This is a genomic window from Ammonicoccus luteus, from assembly GCF_050880385.1.
GTDB lineage: Bacteria > Actinomycetota > Actinomycetes > Propionibacteriales > Propionibacteriaceae > Enemella.
Genome location: NZ_JBNZCI010000002.1, coordinates 170,796 through 187,968, shown reverse-complemented (window position 1 = coordinate 187,968; position 17,173 = coordinate 170,796). Strand labels below are relative to the sequence as shown.

Sequence of the window (17,173 nt, the reverse complement as noted above, 5' to 3'; positions counted from 1 at the left end):
GGCGTCCCCTTTTGACCCAGGGGGCGGGTCAAAAGAGGAGGGCTCGACGCGGACTCCTGGCGGGCCGGCCAATCTGACGGAATGGACCGCCGAAGGGACCAGTCGGGCAGAGAAGTGCGGCCTCGGCAACGTCAGTGCAGGCTGGCCACCGGGATGCCGCCGGCGGCGAGAAAGGCCTGGCCGGCTCCGGTGACCGTCGCGTCCTCACCGGCTTCGAGGAACGCAGCCTGGCCCTTGGCCAGCGTGAGCTCCTCACCGCCGACCGTCAGCGTGAACGATCCGTCGGTGACGAGCACGATCCGCGCGGATGGCTGGGCGGGTACCGGGGATTCGTCGGGTTCGGTGAGCTGGAAGACCGCAAACTCGAGGGCCTCCGTTGGATAATGGAGCACTCCCGGTGCGACCTCGACCGGCTCGATCAGGCCGGGGAAGCCCGGGGTGAAGTCGAGCACCTGGGCCAACTCGTCGACGTCGATGTGCTTGGGCGTCAGGCCGCCGCGCAGCACGTTGTCCGAGTTGGACATGACCTCGATGCCGGTGCCCCGCAGATAGGCGTGCAGGTTGCCGGCCGGCATGAAGAACGCCTCGCCGGGCTGCAGGAGGATCCGGTTCAGCATGAGTGCGGCCAGCAGGCTCGGGTCGCCGGGATAATCCTCGGCGAGCTCGACCGCCGTGGTGCAGAAGAGGTGGAAGTCCGTGCCCGGTTCGGCGGTCCGCAGGGCCGCTCGGGCGGCGTCGACGACCTCGGCGACCACGTCGGCGTACAGGTCCTCGAGGGCCAGGAACGACAGGAAGACCCGGGCGATCCCGTCGGGCTCGGCGAGGGGGAGCATGAGGTCGTCGGTCGCGGACAGACCCAATTGGGCGAACAGCGCGCGGGTCTGCGCCGGATCGCGGAAGCCGCACAGGCCGTGGAACTCGGTCAGCGCGATCACGGCTTCGGGCTTGGGCCAGTCGTCGCGATAGTTCCGGTCGAGCGCGTCGAGGGCGACGCCGTCGCGGTTCTCGCGGGCGTACCCCTCGATCGCCTGCGCCCGCGACGGATGCGCCTGCAGCGACAGCGCGCGGTCGGCGGACAGGACCTTGAGCAGGAACGGCAACCGCGGCCCGAACCGGCTGACGGTCGCGGCCCCGATCAGGGCGGGGCGTTCGGCGAGGTGGGCGTCCAGGGGTGTTCCGTCCGGCAGCGTCGAGGGGGCCTTGGGGTGGGCTCCGAGCCAGTACTCCGCCTGCGGCGCGCCGGTCTGTGGCGTGCCGAGGGTCGCGGGAATGCCGTCGAGGGAACCCCAGGCATAGTCCTGGATGACGCCGGTCAGGGTCTGCATGGCCCGATGCTAGCCGCGGGCACCGGAGACGCGCGGTGTCCCATGAATGACACTCGTGTGATTCGGCGCCTAGGATGCCCATATGCCCGCAGCTGCGAACCAGAACCCCGAGCGCGCCGGCGCCCTCACCGAGCGGGACGCCGACATCCTGGACTACGAGCGGAACTGGTGGAAGCACGCCGGCCCGAAGGAGCAGGGCATCCGCGAGCGGTTCGAGATGTCGGCCACTCGCTACTACCAACTACTCAATGCCCTGATCGACCGCCCGGAAGCGCTCGCCCACGACCCCCTCCTCGTCAAGCGCCTGCGCCGCCAGCGCGCGGAGCGCCAGCGCGCCCGCTCTGCCCGCCGGTTGGGGTTCGACCCGCGCTGACGTCCACCCCGTCGGCGTTGACTCGTCGGCCTACCCCGGCCGCTCGCCCCGGCCGATTATTCCGTCGCTGAGTCGTCCCACGCGCGGATCCACGCCGCGGCACCGTCGATCGTGCCGACCGAGCGAAGGACGGTCACCTCGCGCGCCCGGCCGGTCGCGGTGGAGGCGTACCGCACTGAGAACAAGCCCTGGTCGATCGTGAACGCAAGCTCGCCGGTCCAGCCCGCGGCCCGGATCGCACGCGCCACGGCGGGGAACGCGGCCACCGGCGCATCCGGGGTCAACCGAAGCGCGCGGTCCCGGCCATCGGCGCTCGGTCGGCTGCCGGGTCCGGTCAGCACCGCCTGCGCCGGGCCGCCGCAGTCCGCCACATCGGCCGGGCTGCCCGCCAGCCGCAACCGCGCGATCGGATCGAGGACCAGCCACGCGCGGCCGCTGCCGGTCGCGTCGGGATGGGCCCCGATCGCGGTTGCCGCGGCGGCGATCGTGGCGGGGTCGGTCAGCCGTGCGACGAGGTGGATCAGCCCCTGGGTCGCCTCCTCCGCATCCTGCACCACGAGTTCGGTGAAGGCGGCCGCCGCGATGAGGGCGTTCGCCGCCGGGAGGCGCTCGAGCACGTCGAGGCTGCCGCGGACCCCGAGTCCGTCGGCCAGCACCGTGACATCGAGGTCGGTGCGGGACCACCGGGACCGGATGGCGCGGAAGACCCGGTCCAGGTCGCCGCGGCGGCTGACCGTCGTCCGGAGGGTGGTGGTCTCCCGGGTGGTGTCGGCGTGGAAACCGAGCACGGGGGCGAGCGCGCTGGCGGTACTCACCACCTCGTCGATCGAGCGCACGGCCGCGGTGTGGCCGAACGCGGTGTCGATCCGCAGCGCGTCGGCACCGTCCCGCACGGTCAGCCTGGGTGGTGTGGGCGCGGCGGACTGCGCCGTGAGCCAGGCCGCGTACGCCAGCACGGCCTCGGATCGCGTCGTCACCGTCAGGCGCGGTCCGTCGTGCTCCCCGACGAGTTCCAGCCGGTCGGCGCGCGGTTCGGTGGCGCGGTCGATCTCGGCGAGGTTCGCCTGATTCTGTGCCGCGTCGCCGCCGAGCGGCAGGCGGCCCGCATCGAAGTCGAGATCGAGGTACAGCGCACGGACCTGACCGGACTCGGCCGCGACGAACTCCTCGACCTCGCGGGCGATCGCGGTCAGGCGCGGGCGGTCGGTCCCGGCGACCGTGTGGACCCGGGCCCACACCGTCAGCGGCGTCGGCAGTGGGACCGGGCCCCAGCCCTCGGTACGCACGATGCTGAACGACGCCACCCACGGCCGCGAGTCCAGCCAGTCCTCGGTGATGGGGCGGGCCCGGGCGCCCGGGATGACCCCACAGCCCGTGAGCGCAGCGACCACGAGGCCGCCCAGCCCGGCGAGGCCGGTGCGGCGCGAGAACCTGCCGCCCCTCATGCGCGGGTCCAGAGCGGTCGCAGCGGCTGGTCGGTCCGGTAGCCGCCGCGGGCGAGCCCGGCGTGGCGTTCGAAGATGTTGTACGCCGCCCGGTCCCCGCTGCGGAGCCACGACCACGCGGTCGCGACGGCGTACAGGGGAAGAAAGAGGGGACCGGTCACGAGGTATTGCCAACTGTGCGCTTCCTCGTGGTCGAGCAGGTCCACGGTGCAGGCGTTGAGTGGGCGGCGGAGGAGGATGACGTTGCCGACGGTGAAGGCGCCGGCGTACGGGAAGCGGGGGCGATAGCCCTCCGCGACGATCAGTCCGCGGGGCCCCCGCCGGAGGTGCGTCCCACCCAGCCGGGCGACGACCAGGCCGAGCGGGGTGGACAGATTGCAGACGTTTCCCACCCAGCGGAGCAGATAGCGAGCGGCCATGCGTTCCAGTCTGGCAAAGGTCGGGCCCACCACAGCTGTTGTTTGCACTCGCCGGTGGAGAGTGCTAAACATGGTGTTGGCACTCTCGCTTGTTGAGTGCCACCGTCAAGTCCGGTGAGGCGCCGGGGTTGTGCCGGAAAAAGGGTACGCCGTGGTGCCGTCCGTCGCGGGCATCGTCTTGACGCATCTGACATTGACAACCCCTGACGCGGGAGGATTCCCGGAGCACATGGCAAAGCTTATTGAGTTCAACATCGAGGCCCGCCGCGGGCTCGAGCGGGGCATGAACACCCTCGCCGACGCGGTCAAGGTCACCCTGGGCCCGAAGGGCCGCAACGTCGTGCTGGAGAAGAAGTGGGGCGCCCCCACGATCACCAACGACGGTGTCTCGATCGCCAAGGAGATCGAGCTGGAGGAGCCGTACGAGAAGATCGGCGCCGAGCTGGTCAAGGAAGTCGCCAAGAAGACCGACGACGTCGCGGGCGACGGCACCACCACCGCTACCGTGCTGGCCCAGGCGATGGTCCGCGAGGGCCTGCGCAACGTGACCGCCGGCGCCAACCCGATGGGCCTGAAGAAGGGCATCGAGAAGGCCACCGCCGCGATCAGCGAGCAGCTGCTCGCGATGGCCACCGAGATCGAGACCAAGGACCAGATCGCCGCCACCGCGTCGATCTCGGCCGCGGACGAGACCGTCGGCGAGATCATCGCCGAGGCCATGGAGAAGGTCGGCAAGGAAGGTGTCATCACCGTCGAAGAGTCCAACACCTTCGGGCTGGACCTCGAGCTGACCGAGGGCATGCGCTTCGACAAGGGCTACATCTCGGGCTACTTCGTCACCGACACCGAGCGCATGGAGACGGTGCTGGATGATCCCTACATCCTGATCGTCAACTCCAAGATCGGCTCCCTGAAGGACCTCCTCCCCGTGCTGGAGAAGGTCATGCAGTCGGGCAAGCCGCTCGTCGTGATCGCCGAGGACGTCGAGGGCGAGGCTCTCGCCGGCCTGATCGTCAACAAGATCCGTGGCACCTTCAAGTCGGTGGCCGTCAAGGCACCGGGCTTCGGCGATCGCCGCAAGGCCATGCTGGGTGACATCGCGATCCTCACCGGCGGCCAGGTCATCTCCGAGGACGTCGGCCTCAAGCTCGACGCCGTCACCCTCGAACTGCTCGGCACCGCCCGCCAGGTCCGCGTGACCAAGGACGATTGCACGATCGTCGACGGCGGCGGCGACGCCGAGGAGCTCGCCGGCCGGGTCAAGCAGATCCGCAACGAGATCGAGAACTCCGACTCCGACTATGACCGCGAGAAGCTCCAGGAGCGCCTCGCCAAGCTGGCCGGCGGCGTGGCCGTCATCAAGGTCGGCGCGGCGACCGAGGTCGAGCTCAAGGAGCGGAAGCACCGCATCGAGGATGCCGTCCGCAACGCCAAGGCTGCGGTCGAGGAGGGCATCGTCCCCGGCGGCGGCGTCGCGCTCATCCAGGCCGCCAACCAGGTTAACCTCGAGCTGTCCGGTGACGAGGCCGTCGGCGCCAAGATCGTGTTCGACGCGGTCAACGCCCCGCTGCGCCAGATCGCCGAGAACGCGGGCTTCGAAGGCGGCGTCGTGGTGGAGAAGGTCCGCCAGCTGGCGGCCGGCGAAGGCCTCAATGCGGCCACCGGTGACTACGTCGCCATGATCCCCGCCGGGATCATCGACCCCGCCAAGGTGACCCGCTCGGCGCTCCAGAACGCCGCGTCGATCGCCGCGCTGTTCCTCACCACCGAGGCCGTGATCGCCGACAAGCCGGAGAAGGCTCCGGCCATGCCGGGCGGCCACGCCGGTGACGAGATGGGCGGCATGGGCTTCTGAGCCTGAGCTGATTGCATCACCAGCAGCAACTGGAGCGGCCCCGGGGATTTCCCGGGGCCGCTTCGGCGTTCCCGCGCACAACTCGGCTGGATCGCCCTGGCCTGGACGCCGAGGGGATGCCCAGGCGCTGGCAACGCCCTCTATGCCGCGCTCTGAGGCCTGGCCGGGCCCGATATCGTGCCAACGTGATCCCTGTCCTCGATGGCCACAACGATCTCCCGTGGGAGCTCCGGGTCCGGTTCGCCGGCGACCTCGACACCTGTGATCCCGTGGCCGGGATTCCGGAACTCCACACGGACTTCCCCCGGTTGCGCGCCGGGGGAGTCCGGGGACAGTTCTGGTCGGTGTTCGTGCCCGGTGTGCGGCCGCCCGCACTCCCCACCACTGGCTCTTTCTTCGGGGATGCATGCCAGCAGATCGATCTCGTCCATGACCTGATCGCGCGTCACCCTGGTCGGCTCGCCCTCGCCACTGATGCCGCCGATGCCGCTCGGTTGATCGAGACGCCCCACGACGCGGAGAGCGCGGAGACCCCCATCGCCTCGCTCATCGGCGCGGAAGGCGGGCATGCCATCGAAGGATCGCTCGACAAGCTGCGCGAACTGCATCGGCGGGGTGTCCGCTATCTCACGCTCACCCACAACGAGAACAATGAGTGGGCCGACTCGGCCACCGACAAGCCGCTCCACAACGGGCTGTCGGATTTCGGCCGCGAGGTCGTCGCCGAGATGAACCGCCTCGGCATGATGGTCGATCTGTCGCACACCTCGGACGCGACGATGCGTGATGCGCTCGCCGAATCGACCGCGCCGGTGATCTTCTCCCATTCGTCGGCGCGCGCGATCACCAACCATCCGCGCAACGTTCCCGATGACGTCCTGGCAGCGACGGCGGCCGGGGGCGGGATCTGCATGGTCACGTTCGTCGCGTCGTTCGTCTCGTCGGCGGTGGCGGAATGGGCGGAGGACTATGCCCTCGCGGCCCGGGCCGCCGGTCTCGTGCAGTGGTCGGACCCCGAAGCGGCCGCGTTCGACGCCGCCTATCCGACGCCGCGCCCCGACGCGACCCTCGAGGACGTCGTTGCGCACATCGAACACGTGCGTGAGGTGGCCGGCATCGACCACGTCGGCATCGGGGGCGACTTCGACGGCACGACCTGGCTGCCGGCGGATCTGCAGGATGTCGCCAGCTATCCGCGGCTGTTCGCTGCGCTTGCGGAGCGTGGCTGGAGCAGGACAGAGCTCGAGAAACTCGGCTGGCGAAACGCGGTCGCAACCTTCGCCCGCGTGCAGGAGTGCGCCACAATCGGGTCATGAGCGCGCTGCTCGAGGTGTTGGCGCTGCATCCGGCCGATGCCCAGCGAGCCGAGGAGGGCGGGGCCGACCGCGTCCAACTGGTCGGTTCGCTGACCGATGCCGGGATGTCGCCGGAGCCTGCGCTGGTGGAGAGGGTCCGTGACGCGACCACGATCCAGGTCCGCGTGCTGCTCAGGCTGCGGGACGGGTTCGGGACCGATGGCGGCGAGGTGACGCGCCTGCGTGGCCTCGCCGCGAGCTATGTCGACGCCGGTGCGGACGGGATCGTCATGGGGTTCCTCAACGGGCACGGTGACATCGACGCCGAGGTGCTGACCGCGATCCTCAGCGAAGGCGAGTGGCCCTGGACCTGTCACCGGGCGATCGACCACGCGCTCGACACCGACCGATCCTGGCGCACGCTGCAGACCTTGCCGCGCCTCGACCAGGTGCTCACCGCGGGATCCGCCCGCGACCTCGAGCACGGCCTCGACGACCTGATCGCCCGCGCCCGGGCCGATGCCGCGACGGCGGCGCTGATCCAGGCCGGCGGCGACCTGCGACCGGAGCACGTGCCCTGGCTGGTGCGCGCCGGCGTGCGGTCCTTCCACATCACCTCCGCCGCCCGGCCGCTCGGCTCCTGGAAGGCCTATGTCGACGCCGGCCTTGTCCAGGCCTGGCGGACGCTCATCGACGCCGAGACCCGCCATCGCCCGACGACCCGTTAGGCGGGCGCTGCGGCCGCCTCGGCATCGGCGCCCGAGGTGTGACCTCACGACGGGATATGCGCGGCAGCGGTCACAAACCGCATTTCTGGCAGGGCCCATCGACATAGTTGTCACGGACCCCCGAAAAACTGCTGCTTGTGACGCGGTCCTCCACTAGTCGCCTGCCGCTTCTGCCCGGCTCGGGAGGCGCGCCAACCGCAGACCGGCCGAACGGGCCCTAGGCTGGCCGACGTGAGCGAACCCACCCGCGTCCCGTTCTTCATCCCCGACGACCCCGCCGACCGGCGTAACAAGATCCGCTCGGCCGTGCGCATCGTGGTCCGGGCGGGCGACGAGATTTTGCTGTTCGAGGACTCGGATCCGGGTTACGCGGACTTGCGCTGGTGGGTCACCCCCGGTGGTGGGATCGACCCCGGGGAGACCGAGCCTCAGGCCGCGGTGCGCGAGCTGGCGGAGGAGACCGGCTTGGTCGTCGGCGAGGACGACCTGATCGGCCCGGTGTCGCGCCGGATCGCGGTGCATGGCTATTCCGACGAAGTGCTCGAGCAAGCCGAGGCGTTCTATCTCGTGGATGTGCCCAAGTTCGACGTCGACGTCAGCGGCCACACCGTCGATGAGCAACTGACGCTGCAATCGAATCGCTGGTGGACGCTCGACGAACTCGCTGACACCACCGAATGGATCTGGCCGCACTATCTCCTCGAGCTCATCGCGCTGGCGGACGAGCCCGGGCGGTGGCCGGTCGACTACGGTCGCGAGACCGACGAGTCGACACGCGAGGTGTGATCAAGGACCTGGGATGTCCACCATCACCAGCGCGTTGATGCCCTCGTCGCTGACCACGAAAAAGGTTCGCCCGGGCGGCACTTCAACCGACACCCATCCTGTCGCGGACTGACCTGCCTGGAGTTCCTGCGGCTGGATCGGATCCTTGCCGGAGCCGATGGTGGAGAGATATTCGTTCTTGTTCACGTCATAGGCGGCGAAGAAGTCCGGCTTGATGAACAGCGAGCCCTCGGCAGAGTCATAGCGGACCTCGACGTTCAGATATTGCCGACCCAGGCTGGTTGGCAGATCACCCTCGGCAGACCATTCGTGGCGAACCACCATGAACGAGCCCTGGCCATAGAGACCCTGGATCGGCACACGCTGCCCCACGTCGACGGTCTGCAGCGGCATCGGGGTGCCCGATCGCGGTGTCAGGGTCGTGAGCGGCTCGGGCGCGACGTCGGAACGCGCCGCCGGGTCGCCCAGGAACACGCGGAGCCACACGAACCCACCCACCAGGAGCGCAGCCACCAGGACTGCGCCCATGATCAGCAACGACTTGGGATAGGTGCGCCGCGGCGCGGGCGGCGGCTCGTCGGGGACGACCCTCCGCTCGACGGGATAATTCCGGTCGCCCGGCAGGAACTCTCTGTCAGGATCGGGGCTCGGCACCCCGCGAGTCTAGCCCGGCCGGTGTCCTTCGCCCTCCAGTTCGTGCGCGTCCGCGACACGGTACGCGTACCCCTGCTCCGCCAGGAACCGCTGCCGGTGCTGCGCGAAGTCCGCATCCACGGTGTCCCGCGCGACCACCGCATAGAACCGCGCAGTCAGGCCGTCTTTCGGCCGCAGGAGACGGCCCAGGCGTTGCGCCTCCTCCTGGCGGGAACCGAATGCCCCGGACACCTGAATCGCCACCTGCGCGGTCGGGAGATCGACCGAGAAGTTGGCCACCTTGGACACGACGAGCAGGTCGATTTCTCCGGACCGGAAGGCCGCATAGAGCTCCTCGCGACGCTTCGTCGACGTCCCGCCTTTGATCACCGGCGCTCCCAGCGCTTCGGCGATCTCGTCGAGCTGGTCCACGTACTGCCCGATCACCAACCGCGGCACCCCCTCATGCCGTCGCACGAGGTCCAGCACCACTTTCGTCTTGGAGTCGGCGGTCGCGGCCAGGCGATAGCGGACGTCGTGATCGGCGAGGGCGTACGTCATCCGCTCCTCCGCCGTCAGCGTCACCCGCACCTCGACACAGTCCGCCGGCGCGATCCAGCCCTGCGTCTCGATGTCCTTCCAGGGAGCGTCGAACCGCTTCGGCCCGATCAGTGAGAACACATCACCCTCGCGCCCGTCCTCCCGGACCAGCGTCGCGGTGAGCCCGAGCCGCCGGCGGGCCTGGAGGTCCGCGGTCATACGGAAGACGGGCGCGGGCAACAGGTGCACCTCGTCATAGATCACCAGACCCCAGTCGCGCGCGTCGAAGAGCTCCAGGTGCGGGTGGATGCCGTTGCGCTTGGTCGTGATCACCTGATAGGTCGCGATCGTGACGGGGCGGATCTCTTTGCGGACGCCGGAATATTCGCCGATTTCGTCGGGGGTGAGGGATGTACGCCGCAGCAGCTCGTCCCGCCACTGCCGCGCCGACACCGTGTTCGTCACCAGGATCAGCGTGGTCGACTGCGCCCGGGCCATCGCAGCCGCGCCGACGACGGTCTTGCCGGCCCCGCACGGCAGGACCACCACGCCGGAGCCGCCGTGCCAGAACGCATCCGCGGCCTGCTCCTGATAGGGCCGCAGCTCCCAGGCCGGCCGATCGTCGCGCTCCGCATGATCCAGGGCGATCGCGTGCGCCTCACCATCGACATAGCCCGCGAGATCTTCCGCGGGCCAGCCGAGCTTGAGCAGGACCTGCTTGAGGTTGCCGCGCTCCGACGGATGGACCACGACCGTCTCGTCGTCGATGCGCGCACCGAGCAGACCCTTGGCCTTGGCCGAGCGCAGCACCTCCGTGAGGACGGGGGCGTCGGTTGAGGTGAGCACCAGGCCGTGGGTGGGGTGCTTCTCGATGCGGAGCCGGCCATAGCGGTCCATCGTGTCCGCCACGTCGATGAGCAGCGACGACGGCACCGGATAGCGCGAATAGGTGATGAGCGTGTCGACGACCTGTTCGGCGTCATGTCCGGCGGCGCGCGCATTCCAGAGGCCCAGCGGGGTGAGCCGATAGGTGTGGATGTGCTCCGGTGCCCGTTCCAACTCGGCGAAGGGCGCGATCGCGATGCGGCAGGCGTCGGCATCGGGGTGGTTGACCTCGAGCAGCAGCGTACGGTCGGACTGCACCACCAACGGACCCATGACCGGCGAGTGTATCCCCGGCACGCGCCCGATCCGAACGCGGAGTTGGAGCGTCACGGAGCCCGACACAGGGGATTGCGACGACTATGCACCCGGTGGCTGACTTTGCACACGTCCCTTTCGGGTGCAATGAGCTTGACGGTGTGCAAAGTGGGCTGGCTGAGGCTGGCTTTTGGCCCCTCCCCGCACTCAGGCCTCCGCACGGTTCGAGCCCAGACGCACGGCAGTGATCCGGGCCAGCGGCAGGGACTGCTGCGTGCCTCCAGCCAACCGCACCACCCCCGCCGCCAGCGAGAGCGGCACGGCGACCTCGACGGCCGGCGTGCCGTCCGCGGCGACGAACTCCACCTCCACCCGCAAGGACTCCCGGGCGGCCCGGTCGAGCAGGTCGAGCGCTGCCTCGGTTCGCGCGGCGATCTGCCGGTTGTTGCGCTGAGCGATGAGGGTGGCCGCGACGGCGGCGGGGTCGGGGGGAGTACGCCGGCTCTGCGTCGGGGCCGGTGGGCGGCGCGGCGGCGGGCTGGCGAGCATCTCGCCGGCAGCGTTCTCGGCGGCCGGGGTGAGCCCGACCTGACGCAGCAAATCGACCACCTCGGCCGGGTCGGCGGCAGCGACGAGCGTCTCGGGGCCGACCTGCCGCAGCCCGAACTCCGCGGCGAGGGGGTGCTCGAGCACGGTGTTGAGGCGGACGGGGTCATCGATGCGGACGTACGCCCGCGCGGCACCGACCCGCACGGTGCCATGCAGTCGGGCGATGTCGCTGATGAGATAGCGCAGCGGCTGCGGCACCTCCGTGTGCGAATGCCCCGCCAGCCACGCCTCGATGTCGTCGGCGGCCCAGCCCGCATCGAAACCGCGCCGCACCGAGGACGCGGTGAACCGGAACACCCCGCCCCCGCCGCGGGACTCGGTGTCGGCCAGCAGCGCGAGGACGGCTGCGGTGCTCCGGTCCAACGGGCCGGTGGCGACCGCGGTGAGGTCGCTCTGGAGGATCAGGTGGTCGGTGAATTCCGGGAAGAGCGCGGTGGTCTCGGTGGGCAGTTCGGCGGTGACTCCGGTCACGAGCGTCGAGGCCTGATCGAATGCGGTCAGCCCCAGCCAATCGGCCTCGGCCAGGACCGCCGCCGTGAGGGCGCCGAGGTCGCCCGCCCGCTCGAGGGCCGGTCGGTGCCAGGCGGCCCAGTCGGTCAGCGCGTCGACGTCGATGGCATGGCCGGGGGCGAGCGGGGTGAGGAGGGCACGCCGCAGGTCCGGTGCCCACGGGAGTTCGTTCACGGCAGGAGTGGTCGCGGACGCCAGGGGCCGGCCACCTTCGGCCCGACCGGTTGCGAACCAGCGCCGGGAGCGGAACCACGTGCGCAGGATCTCCGCGTACCGTTCCGCCAACCCCAGCCCCAACCACCGCTCGAACGCATCGGTCGGGACGATGGCCGGACCGGTCGCCACCAGCAGGCGGGCGGAGTGGGCGACCTCGAGCGCGAACGCGGCCTTGTCCGGGTCCGCGTCGACGGCGTGGGCGAGGACGGTCAGGTCGCGTGCGGGGAGTCCGCCGGTGCGGAGAGGGATGGGGGTACGCCGGCTCAGCCCGTCCAGCAGCCCCTCGATCGTCTGCACGAACTCGACGGCCGCCCCGACCGCGGCGGAGTCGATGATGCGGAGCGCTCGCGGACCCGGGCGGGGCCCGGCTGGTTCCCCCGGGGTCTCGCGGAGCACACCGCCGCGCAGGTGCAGGGCGACCTCGCGGGGGATGACGACGGTGTTGGCGTCCGCGGCGCGGAGGAGCCCGCGCGCCAGCAGGTGTTCGATCGGTGTGGTGGGTTGGCTGATCGTGCGGTCGGCGTGCCGGACGGCTCCCGTGGGTGGACCGGGGGTGAGTTTGTGGAGCACGTCGTGCGCCGCCGCCGGCAGATCCACGAGCGCCAGGTGGATCTCCTGCGCACTCAGCGGCTCGGGAGACTCCGGGGCGAGTCCGCCGGGAAAGGGCTCGAACACCTGGTGCAGACAGTGCTCGAGCGCGCCCCACACCAACCCCAACTCGGCCAACCGGGCGAGCACCGGCCCCGGATCGAAGCCGACGAGATCCGCCACCGATGCCGGACTCGGCCGCGCCAGAGCCGCGATCGCTTCGGCCACGGCGAGCTGGCGGCGGTCGAGCAGATCGAGAGCGCGCCGGAGCGAGGCCGGCGCAATCGCCCGGTCGGCGACCTGGGCAAGGTCGGCGGGTGCGGGGACGGCCAGGTCCGGTCGGTCGGTGAGCAGCCGGGTCAGCTCGGCGGCGGTGAGCTCCCGGAGGGCGTCGATCAGGCCGGGCATCAGCTCCAGCCGGTCCGGCGGCCCGGGTGGTCAGGTGGCTCCTTGGCCGCGAGCGCCTGCCAGACGATGCCGAGCACCGCGAACAGCACCAGCCAGCACACGACGGTGGAGACGGCCTGCACGAGCATGAAATAGGCGAGCAGATCGACCGGGGAGAACAGCAGGCCCACGATGATCGTGGTCCCGAGTGCTCCCGCCCCGACCAGGAAGGCCAGGCGCACCCAATGTCGGCGATAGGCAATCCGGCCGGAGGTGAGGAACGCCAGGACGAACATCAAGGGCGACAGCCAACCGAACAACGGCACCGCCATCGCCAGGCCACCGATGAGGAGCGTGATGAAGGTCGGCGCGCTCATCGCGTTGAACACCGCACCGAACGTCGGGGCCGGCTCGGCGTCCGGGACCGGTTCGGGTGGGAGCCATTCGGGCTGTGGCGCGCTGTGCTGGATTTCTGTGCCCGCGACCGTGATCGGGGCGCGCGGGTCGGGGGCGACGGGACCCGCATGCTGCTCGGGCTGCACGTGATAATGCACGACCGTGCTCCAGGCAGAGTCGGTTTCGGTCATGACGCTGCTGGCCACCGCATAAGGCTGCTCGGGGTCCCGCTCGGGGCCGCGGGCGGGGTGGTGCTCGGCCAGCGGGGCCACCTCCACTCGCTGGTCGAACGCCGGCTCGACGAGCGGTGCGCCAGCCGAGGGCATCTCCCGCGGCGGTGCCTTCTCCAGTGGGCGCACGGCCGCAGGCTCGTCGAACGCGCTGGGGCGCTCGACGGGTGCGTACTCCGGTCCGTCCTCCCACGTAGCCATGCCCGTAATCCTAGACGCGAGCCCGGCATGGCCCGGCTAGACTGTGGGCTGGCCCCGGCACATCTGGTGCGGGGCTTCGTGTTCTGTTTCGAGTGAGGTTGCAGTGCCGGTTGGCAAGGTCCGCTTCTATGACGCGGAAAAGGGTTTCGGCTTCCTGGTCAAAGAGGGTGGTGGTGACGTCTATGTGCGCGCCAACGCCCTGCCCGCGGGCGTCACCACTCTCAAACCGGGGCAGAAGGTGGAGTTCGGGGTCGTCGAGGGACGCAAGGGCGAGCAGGCTCTCTCCGTGACGATCCTCGAGACGCCGCCGTCGCTGTCCAAGGCCTCACGCAAACGCCCGGAACAACTGGCCGTGCTGACGGAGGACCTCATCAAGCTGCTCGACGGGATCGGTGCCGGCTATCGCCGCGGTCGCCACCCCGACCAGAAACATGCGCACAAGATCGCGCAAGTGTTGCGTGCAGTGGCGGACGAGTTGGAACTCTGAGCGGACGGACTCCAGAATGTCTGAGATGACGGAGCAGAAGACCAGCACGCGTCGCCCGCGGGCGCCCAAGCTCGATCCCGCCTGCGCCGAGGCCATCGACCTCGCGCGCGACGCGGCCCTGGAGGCGGCGTCCGTCACCCAGACCGTCGGGGACCACCTCGGTGTGGTCGCCGAGGGCGACCGGGTCGTCACGCACTATTTCGCGTCGACCCACCCGGGCTATCGGGGCTGGCGCTGGGCCGTCACGGTCGTCCGGGCATCGCGGGCCAAGAAGGTGACCGTCGACGAGGTGGTTCTGCTGCCCGGCGACGACGCGATCCTCGCACCGGAGTGGGTGCCGTGGGCCGACCGCATCGAGGCCGGCGACGTCGCGCCCGGCGTTCTTATGCCCACGCCGGACAACGATCCTCGCTTGGAGCCGGGTTATACGGCAGGGGAATATGCGAAGGATCTCGAACCCGCCGAGGCTTCCGCAATGCGCGCCGTGGTGGCCGAACTCGGGTTGGGGCGGGAGCGGGTGCTGTCTGCGTACGGTCGTGACGAAGCCGCCGAACGCTGGCTCGAGTCCGACGGCGGCCCCGAGACCGATATGGCCAGGCAGGCGCCGGCGAGTTGCGCGAGCTGCGGCTATTTCCTGCGCCTGAGCGGCAGCATGGGTGTGTTGTTCGGCGCATGTGCCAACGAATATTCCCCGTCGGACCGTCAGGTCGTCAGCATCGACCACGGCTGCGGCGGCCACTCCGATGTCGTCTCGCCCGAGCGATCCGCCGAACTCCCCGCGCCGGTGTGGGACACGATCAACACCGAGGACGCGCTGTTCGACTGACCAAGGGGACGCGGCAACGCAACGGCGTCCGCTCACCGTCCACCGCGCGTCGACGGGGATTCCAAGCCATAGCGTGACCTCATGGCACTCGACACATCGGTCACGACGGCGCCGCGGGGTGCGCTCGATCGCTGGTTCCACATCACCGAACGCGGCTCGAACGTCGGCCGTGAGGTCCGTGGTGGGCTGGTCACGTTCTTCACGATGGCGTACATCATCGCCCTCAACCCCCTCATCATCGGCACTGTCCCCGACGCGACCGGGCACCTGATCTCAGGGCTGCCGGCCACGCCCGAGAACGTCGGCCCGACGATCGCGATGGTCGCCGCGGCCACCGCCCTGATCGCGGGCATCATGACGATCCTCATGGGCGTGCTGGGCCGGTTCCCGCTCGGCCTGGCGGCCGGGCTCGGGTTGAATGCCCTCCTGGCCTATGTGATCGCGCCGAAGATGACCTGGCCCCAAGCCATGGGCCTCGTGGTCTGGGAGGGCGTGCTGATCACGATCCTCGTGCTCACCGGCTTCCGGACGGCCGTGTTCCGGGCCGTGCCGCGGTCCCTGCGCACCGGCATCGCTGTCGGCATCGGCTTGTTCATCGCTTTCGTCGGTCTGCTCGACGGCGGCATCGTGCGCAAACCCGAGGGCGGCCCGCCGGTGGAGTTCGGCATCAGCGGCTCCCTGATGGGGTGGCCGGTCGCGATCTTTCTGATCGGGTTGGCGTTGGCGGCGATTCTGTACGCACGCAAGGTGCCGGGCGCTCTTCTCATCGCCATCGGCGGGGCGACGGTGCTGGCGATCATCGTCGAGTCCGTGCTTCGCATCGGATCGATGACCGATGCGACGGGCGCCGTGGTGAACCCCACGGGATGGAAGCTGAACGTCCCGGAGCTCGGACAACTGTTCTCGCTGCCCGACCTGTCGCTGCTCGGGCGCGTGGACCTGTTCGGTGGCTTCGCCGCAGGTGGCTTCGAGTTCAGCGCCGTGCTGATGCTCGTGCTGCTGATCTTCTCGCTGCTGCTCGCGGACTTCTTCGACACGATGGGCACGGTCGTTGCGGTCGGCGCAGAGGGCAAGCTCCTCGACGACAACGGCAACCCGCCCCATCTGACCCCGATCCTGCTCGTCGACTCCGCCGCCGCCATCGCCGGTGGTCTGGGTTCGGTGTCCTCCAACACGTCCTATGTCGAGTCGGCCGCCGGCGTCGGCGAGGGCGCGCGCACCGGCCTGGCGTCGGTGGTGACGGGAGCGGCCTTTCTCGTCGCCGTCTTCCTCGCGCCGTTGGTGAACGTCGTGCCGTCCGAGGCCGCCACCCCGATCCTGTTGTTCGTCGGCTTCCTCATGATGAGCCAAGTCACCGCGATCGACTGGGACGAGATCGAGGACGGGCTGCCGGCGTTCCTGACGATCGCGCTCATGCCGTTCGCGTTCTCGGTGACGACCGGCATCGGCGCGGGCTTCATTGCCTATGTGGTCCTCAAGGTCGCCCGGGGCAAGTTCCGGCAGGTCCACCCGCTCATGTATGTCGTCGCCCTCCTCTTCGTCATCTATTTCACCCAAGGGCTGATCGGACAGTTCTTCGGCTGACCAGCGGGTTAAACTGTGCCCAAGCATTTGCTAGGGGGACCAATGTCACAGCAGTGGGAGCAGCCGGGCACGCGGCCGTACGGTGGCTACGGCAACTCGCAGCAGAACCCGACGGGGCAGAACTATCCGGCGTACCCCCAGCAGACGCCGCCCTTCGGCCAGCAGAACTATCCGGGTTACGGCCAGCAGCCGTACGCAGGGCCGCCCGCCCAGCCGTACTATCCCGTGGTCGCCGCACCGGTCGTTCCGGTGGTCGTGGCGCCGGCGCAGAAGTCGCCCGCGACCGCCGGTGTGCTCGCCTTCTTCTTCGGGCCGCTCGGCATGCTCTATTCGACCTGGCAGGGGGCACTCACACTGTTCCTGGTCAACATCGTGCTGATCTGGTTCACGGCCGCGTTGATCCTGTTGGTGACGATTCCCATCGGCGTGATCTGGGCCGTGATGGCCGCGAACCAGCACAATGCCCGGCTCATGGTGCCGATGAATCAGGGCCCGCCGACCACCTATCGCTGATCCGAGCGCCCGGAAACCTGCCCGCAGGGGATTCGGTGCGCCGGATGGAACGCCGGTGACCGCTGTCGGTGGGCGCCACTAAAGTGC

At 69.7% G+C, this 17,173-nt stretch carries 16 protein-coding genes; 9 read left to right on the top strand and 7 right to left on the bottom strand.

All coding sequences use genetic code 11. From position 1 onward, the window contains the following. Window positions 1-131: 131 nt before the first annotated feature. Complete coding sequence (manA, locus tag ACQ260_RS06205) at window positions 132-1,325, bottom strand: mannose-6-phosphate isomerase, class I (RefSeq protein WP_432558547.1); 1,194 nt, start codon at window positions 1,323-1,325, stop codon at window positions 132-134. 82 nt (window positions 1,326-1,407) lie between these two features. On the opposite strand from manA, the gene ACQ260_RS06200 reads away from it, so the two are divergent. Beyond that, a complete protein-coding gene (locus ACQ260_RS06200) occupies window positions 1,408-1,698 on the top strand; it encodes a DUF3263 domain-containing protein (protein ID WP_432558546.1) in 291 nt (96 codons plus the stop codon). A 56-nt stretch (window positions 1,699-1,754) separates the two neighbouring features. Here ACQ260_RS06200 and ACQ260_RS06195 read toward each other — a convergent pair whose 3' ends face one another. Next, window positions 1,755-3,143, bottom strand: coding sequence for a hypothetical protein (locus ACQ260_RS06195; protein ID WP_432558545.1), 1,389 nt, complete (start codon window positions 3,141-3,143; stop codon window positions 1,755-1,757). Next, window positions 3,140-3,562, bottom strand: coding sequence for a hypothetical protein (locus ACQ260_RS06190; RefSeq protein ID WP_432558544.1), 423 nt, complete (start codon window positions 3,560-3,562; stop codon window positions 3,140-3,142). Before ACQ260_RS06190 ends, ACQ260_RS06195 begins: the two co-directional genes overlap by 4 nt. A 229-nt stretch (window positions 3,563-3,791) precedes the next feature. Between ACQ260_RS06190 and groL the strand changes: the two genes are divergently transcribed. From groL to ACQ260_RS06170, 4 genes are all read left to right on the top strand, one after another. Next, window positions 3,792-5,417: a chaperonin GroEL gene (gene groL, locus ACQ260_RS06185; protein WP_432558543.1), complete on the top strand. Its 1,626-nt coding sequence runs from the start codon at window positions 3,792-3,794 to the stop codon at window positions 5,415-5,417. Window positions 5,418-5,602: 185 nt separating this feature from the next. Continuing rightward, on the top strand, window positions 5,603-6,733 hold the full coding sequence (locus ACQ260_RS06180) for a dipeptidase (RefSeq protein ID WP_432558542.1): 1,131 nt from the start codon (window positions 5,603-5,605) through the stop codon (window positions 6,731-6,733). After that, window positions 6,730-7,440, top strand: coding sequence for a copper homeostasis protein CutC (locus ACQ260_RS06175; RefSeq protein ID WP_432558541.1), 711 nt, complete (start codon window positions 6,730-6,732; stop codon window positions 7,438-7,440). Before ACQ260_RS06180 ends, ACQ260_RS06175 begins: the two co-directional genes overlap by 4 nt. Window positions 7,441-7,671: 231 nt before the next feature. Then, window positions 7,672-8,226, top strand: coding sequence for an NUDIX hydrolase (locus ACQ260_RS06170; protein WP_432558540.1), 555 nt, complete (start codon window positions 7,672-7,674; stop codon window positions 8,224-8,226). On the opposite strand, the gene ACQ260_RS06165 is transcribed toward ACQ260_RS06170, so the two are convergent. From ACQ260_RS06165 to ACQ260_RS06150, 4 genes are all read right to left on the bottom strand, one after another. After that, window positions 8,227-8,880, bottom strand: a complete 654-nt coding sequence (locus ACQ260_RS06165) for a hypothetical protein (protein WP_432558539.1) — start codon at window positions 8,878-8,880, stop codon at window positions 8,227-8,229. Window positions 8,881-8,889: 9 nt separating this feature from the next. Further along, the gene (locus ACQ260_RS06160; RefSeq protein WP_432558538.1) at window positions 8,890-10,557 is read right to left on the bottom strand and encodes a DNA repair helicase XPB; all 1,668 of its coding nucleotides are present in this window, start codon (window positions 10,555-10,557) and stop codon (window positions 8,890-8,892) included. A 189-nt stretch (window positions 10,558-10,746) separates the two neighbouring features. Continuing rightward, the gene (locus tag ACQ260_RS06155) at window positions 10,747-12,870 is read right to left on the bottom strand and encodes a helicase-associated domain-containing protein (protein ID WP_432558537.1); all 2,124 of its coding nucleotides are present in this window, start codon (window positions 12,868-12,870) and stop codon (window positions 10,747-10,749) included. Continuing rightward, window positions 12,870-13,676, bottom strand: coding sequence for a hypothetical protein (locus ACQ260_RS06150; protein ID WP_432558536.1), 807 nt, complete (start codon window positions 13,674-13,676; stop codon window positions 12,870-12,872). The genes ACQ260_RS06155 and ACQ260_RS06150 overlap by 1 nt, the downstream gene beginning before the upstream one ends. A gap of 103 nt (window positions 13,677-13,779) precedes the next feature. Between ACQ260_RS06150 and ACQ260_RS06145 the strand changes: the two genes are divergently transcribed. From ACQ260_RS06145 to ACQ260_RS06130, 4 genes are all read left to right on the top strand, one after another. After that, window positions 13,780-14,163 (top strand): cold-shock protein, encoded by a 384-nt coding sequence (locus tag ACQ260_RS06145; RefSeq protein WP_432558535.1) that lies wholly within the window; start codon window positions 13,780-13,782, stop codon window positions 14,161-14,163. 25 nt (window positions 14,164-14,188) lie between these two features. Next, window positions 14,189-14,989: a DUF3027 domain-containing protein gene (locus ACQ260_RS06140; RefSeq protein ID WP_432558534.1), complete on the top strand. Its 801-nt coding sequence runs from the start codon at window positions 14,189-14,191 to the stop codon at window positions 14,987-14,989. 81 nt (window positions 14,990-15,070) lie between these two features. Next, window positions 15,071-16,573 (top strand): NCS2 family permease, encoded by a 1,503-nt coding sequence (locus tag ACQ260_RS06135; RefSeq protein ID WP_432558533.1) that lies wholly within the window; start codon window positions 15,071-15,073, stop codon window positions 16,571-16,573. Window positions 16,574-16,615: 42 nt separating this feature from the next. Further along, window positions 16,616-17,086: a TM2 domain-containing protein gene (locus ACQ260_RS06130; RefSeq protein WP_432558532.1), complete on the top strand. Its 471-nt coding sequence runs from the start codon at window positions 16,616-16,618 to the stop codon at window positions 17,084-17,086. The last annotated feature ends 87 nt before the right edge of the window (window positions 17,087-17,173 follow it).

Bases quoted from the DNA above. Each gene is read 5' to 3' on its own strand.
- ACQ260_RS06140 (WP_432558534.1), top strand. From the start codon at position 14,189: ATGACGGAGCAGAAGACCAGCACGCGTCGCCCGCGGGCGCCCAAGCTC.
- ACQ260_RS06160 (WP_432558538.1), bottom strand. From the start codon at position 10,557: ATGGGTCCGTTGGTGGTGCAGTCCGACCGTACGCTGCTGCTCGAGGTC.
- ACQ260_RS06175 (WP_432558541.1), top strand. From the start codon at position 6,730: ATGAGCGCGCTGCTCGAGGTGTTGGCGCTGCATCCGGCCGATGCCCAG.
- ACQ260_RS06200 (WP_432558546.1), top strand. From the start codon at position 1,408: ATGCCCGCAGCTGCGAACCAGAACCCCGAGCGCGCCGGCGCCCTCACC.
- ACQ260_RS06195 (WP_432558545.1), bottom strand. From the start codon at position 3,143: ATGAGGGGCGGCAGGTTCTCGCGCCGCACCGGCCTCGCCGGGCTGGGC.
- groL (WP_432558543.1), top strand. From the start codon at position 3,792: ATGGCAAAGCTTATTGAGTTCAACATCGAGGCCCGCCGCGGGCTCGAG.
- ACQ260_RS06190 (WP_432558544.1), bottom strand. From the start codon at position 3,562: ATGGCCGCTCGCTATCTGCTCCGCTGGGTGGGAAACGTCTGCAATCTG.
- ACQ260_RS06150 (WP_432558536.1), bottom strand. From the start codon at position 13,676: ATGGCTACGTGGGAGGACGGACCGGAGTACGCACCCGTCGAGCGCCCC.
- ACQ260_RS06135 (WP_432558533.1), top strand. From the start codon at position 15,071: ATGGCACTCGACACATCGGTCACGACGGCGCCGCGGGGTGCGCTCGAT.
- ACQ260_RS06130 (WP_432558532.1), top strand. From the start codon at position 16,616: ATGTCACAGCAGTGGGAGCAGCCGGGCACGCGGCCGTACGGTGGCTAC.
- manA (WP_432558547.1), bottom strand. From the start codon at position 1,325: ATGCAGACCCTGACCGGCGTCATCCAGGACTATGCCTGGGGTTCCCTC.
- ACQ260_RS06155 (WP_432558537.1), bottom strand. From the start codon at position 12,870: ATGCCCGGCCTGATCGACGCCCTCCGGGAGCTCACCGCCGCCGAGCTG.